1 protein-coding gene is annotated in these 1330 nt (G+C 50.5%); it reads left to right on the top strand.

The features are described 5' to 3' along the window. A partial coding sequence (locus tag N902_RS18140) for an electron transfer flavoprotein subunit alpha/FixB family protein (protein WP_161635199.1) occupies window positions 1-275 on the top strand: 275 nt, incomplete at its 5' end. Window positions 276-1330: the final 1055 nt, after the last annotated feature.

The raw sequence follows: 1330 nt of genomic DNA, 5'->3' as shown, positions 1-1330 counted from the left end.
TCGTGGCCTGCTCCCGTCCTGTGGTGGACGCCAAGTGGATGGAGAAGTCCCGGCAGGTGGGCACTTCTGGGCAGACGGTCAAGCCCAAGGTGTACTTGGCCATGGGTATCAGTGGATCGTTCCAGCACATGGGCGGGGTGAAGGGCAATCCGTTCATCGTTGCGGTGAACAACAACCCCAAGGCGCCGATCTTCCAGGTGGCCGACGTAGGGGTTGTGGAAGACATGCTGGAGTTCATCCCCGAGCTCAAGGACAAGGTGGAAGAAATAAAATAGGCTCTTCCCCACAAGAAGCTGGATTTCAGAAGCAGGGGACAGAAAACTTCAAAAATTCACAGATTCGGCGAAGAACCATAAAATAGCTGTTCTGCTCAAAGCAGATGGAGCGACTAAAAAAAGCCGGCCCGCGTAATGGGGCTGGCTTTTTTTATATGAAGAAGTTCTGACTGTTGTGTATTGAGCGATGGCTTGAGCTTTGTATGTTTGGTTCTGCCCACCCAGTAGACATGTATATTCAATGCAAGAGATTCTTCAGTCGCTATGCTCCTTCAGAATGACAAGAGCGGGCATCAAAACCATCCGGCGGGCCGCTATTCTCATGTTTGTTGGGTTAATCCAAATCGCTATCGGGATCGCTATCGTAATCGAAAGAATATGTCATTCGGTGTAGGAGGAACCCTCAGTTTATGCATATCGATCCCGATCCCGATCCCGATCCCGATAGCGATTACGAACCCGAAGAAAGAAAATCCCAACAAACGGATGCACTGGACGCTCATTCTTCGTTGGCGTAAGCGTGCCTGCGTCTTAGCAGGCATGGGTGTCCTGTGTAACAGAAAGGTAACATTTGGGGGCTGAAACGATCCACAGTGTATAGAGTCAGGAATGGGCGTGAGCTCACAAGCATAGCCCGTGTGTGGCCAAACGGTGACATCGGGTCGGGGGTAGCCAGAAAAAAAGGTACAAACGCAAAACATTGTTTTGATGTGCAGCCCCCATCTCCAAAGGCTGGTCATGGGTAACATGCTGGAATGAAATGTAAAAATGGAAATATGTGTATGAGAGCGCTATGTAACTAAAAAGTTTCTAGGTTCGGCATGCATCCTGCTAGAATTGAATGAGCGTTCAGGCGATCAGTTCCTTGGTAAACCCTAAAGGAGAAGATGCATGTCCAAGCCTGCTCACATGCTGAAGAAAAAGCGATCGGAAGTCTATGCTCAGGCAAAAGTCTCTGATTTCGGCCGGCGGGAGCCGGATTTTTCGACCATGGGCCGGAAGATCGACAATCAGTACGCCAAGCACCGGGACGTGGTCGTGGTTCAGGCCTGCCG

Source organism: Desulfovermiculus halophilus DSM 18834, from assembly GCF_000620765.1.
Classification (GTDB): domain Bacteria; phylum Desulfobacterota; class Desulfovibrionia; order Desulfovibrionales; family Desulfothermaceae; genus Desulfovermiculus; species Desulfovermiculus halophilus.
This window is presented reverse-complemented; position numbering and strand designations above follow the sequence as displayed.